General features: G+C 45.7%; 1 pseudogene. It reads left to right on the top strand.

The features are described from left to right. Positions 1–532 (top strand): annotated as a pseudogene (locus tag R7E78_RS30065) (MCP four helix bundle domain-containing protein); the annotation flags it as partial.

Genomic DNA, 532 nt, shown 5'->3' with positions numbered 1-532 from the left:
CATGCATCATCATTATTTAGTTCCGATTTGCCGACTGTTGATACCAGTCGTGGAATCCAGCAATCGGTTCAAGCTTCGTTGTCTTCAATCCGAGCGTACATGTTATTGGGAAGTGATGAAGCCGAAGGTTTGCGTTTGAGTCAGGAAGTGCAAAGTATCATGGCATCAACGGACGATGCATTGCCAACCTTACAAGCTCTGATTTCGGAGTCAGATTTCCAGTCGATTCATCAGCAATGGGAAGCGATGAAAGTGTCACTTTCTCAGCTTATTGAGTTGAGCCACAGCGCGGAAAATCTGCCAGCGCATAATCTGTTTATTAACGAAGCTGCACCCATTGCTGAAGTCGCGCTCGACCAAATTCAAAGCCTAGTTAATGAAGAGTCAGGCAATGAAATGGGCGGTGAGCGTAAGCGTTTATTTAAAGTCTACGCGGACAGTTACACTTCTCTAGCTAATGCTCTCTCGGCACTGCGTGATTTCCTGTTGTACGGACAGCAAACACATCTGGAGAAGTATCAAGACTTGATCA

Source organism: Vibrio sp. YT-19(2023) (assembly GCF_033337395.1).
Note: the sequence above shows the minus strand (reverse complement) of the source record. Positions and strands in the feature narration are given on the sequence as shown.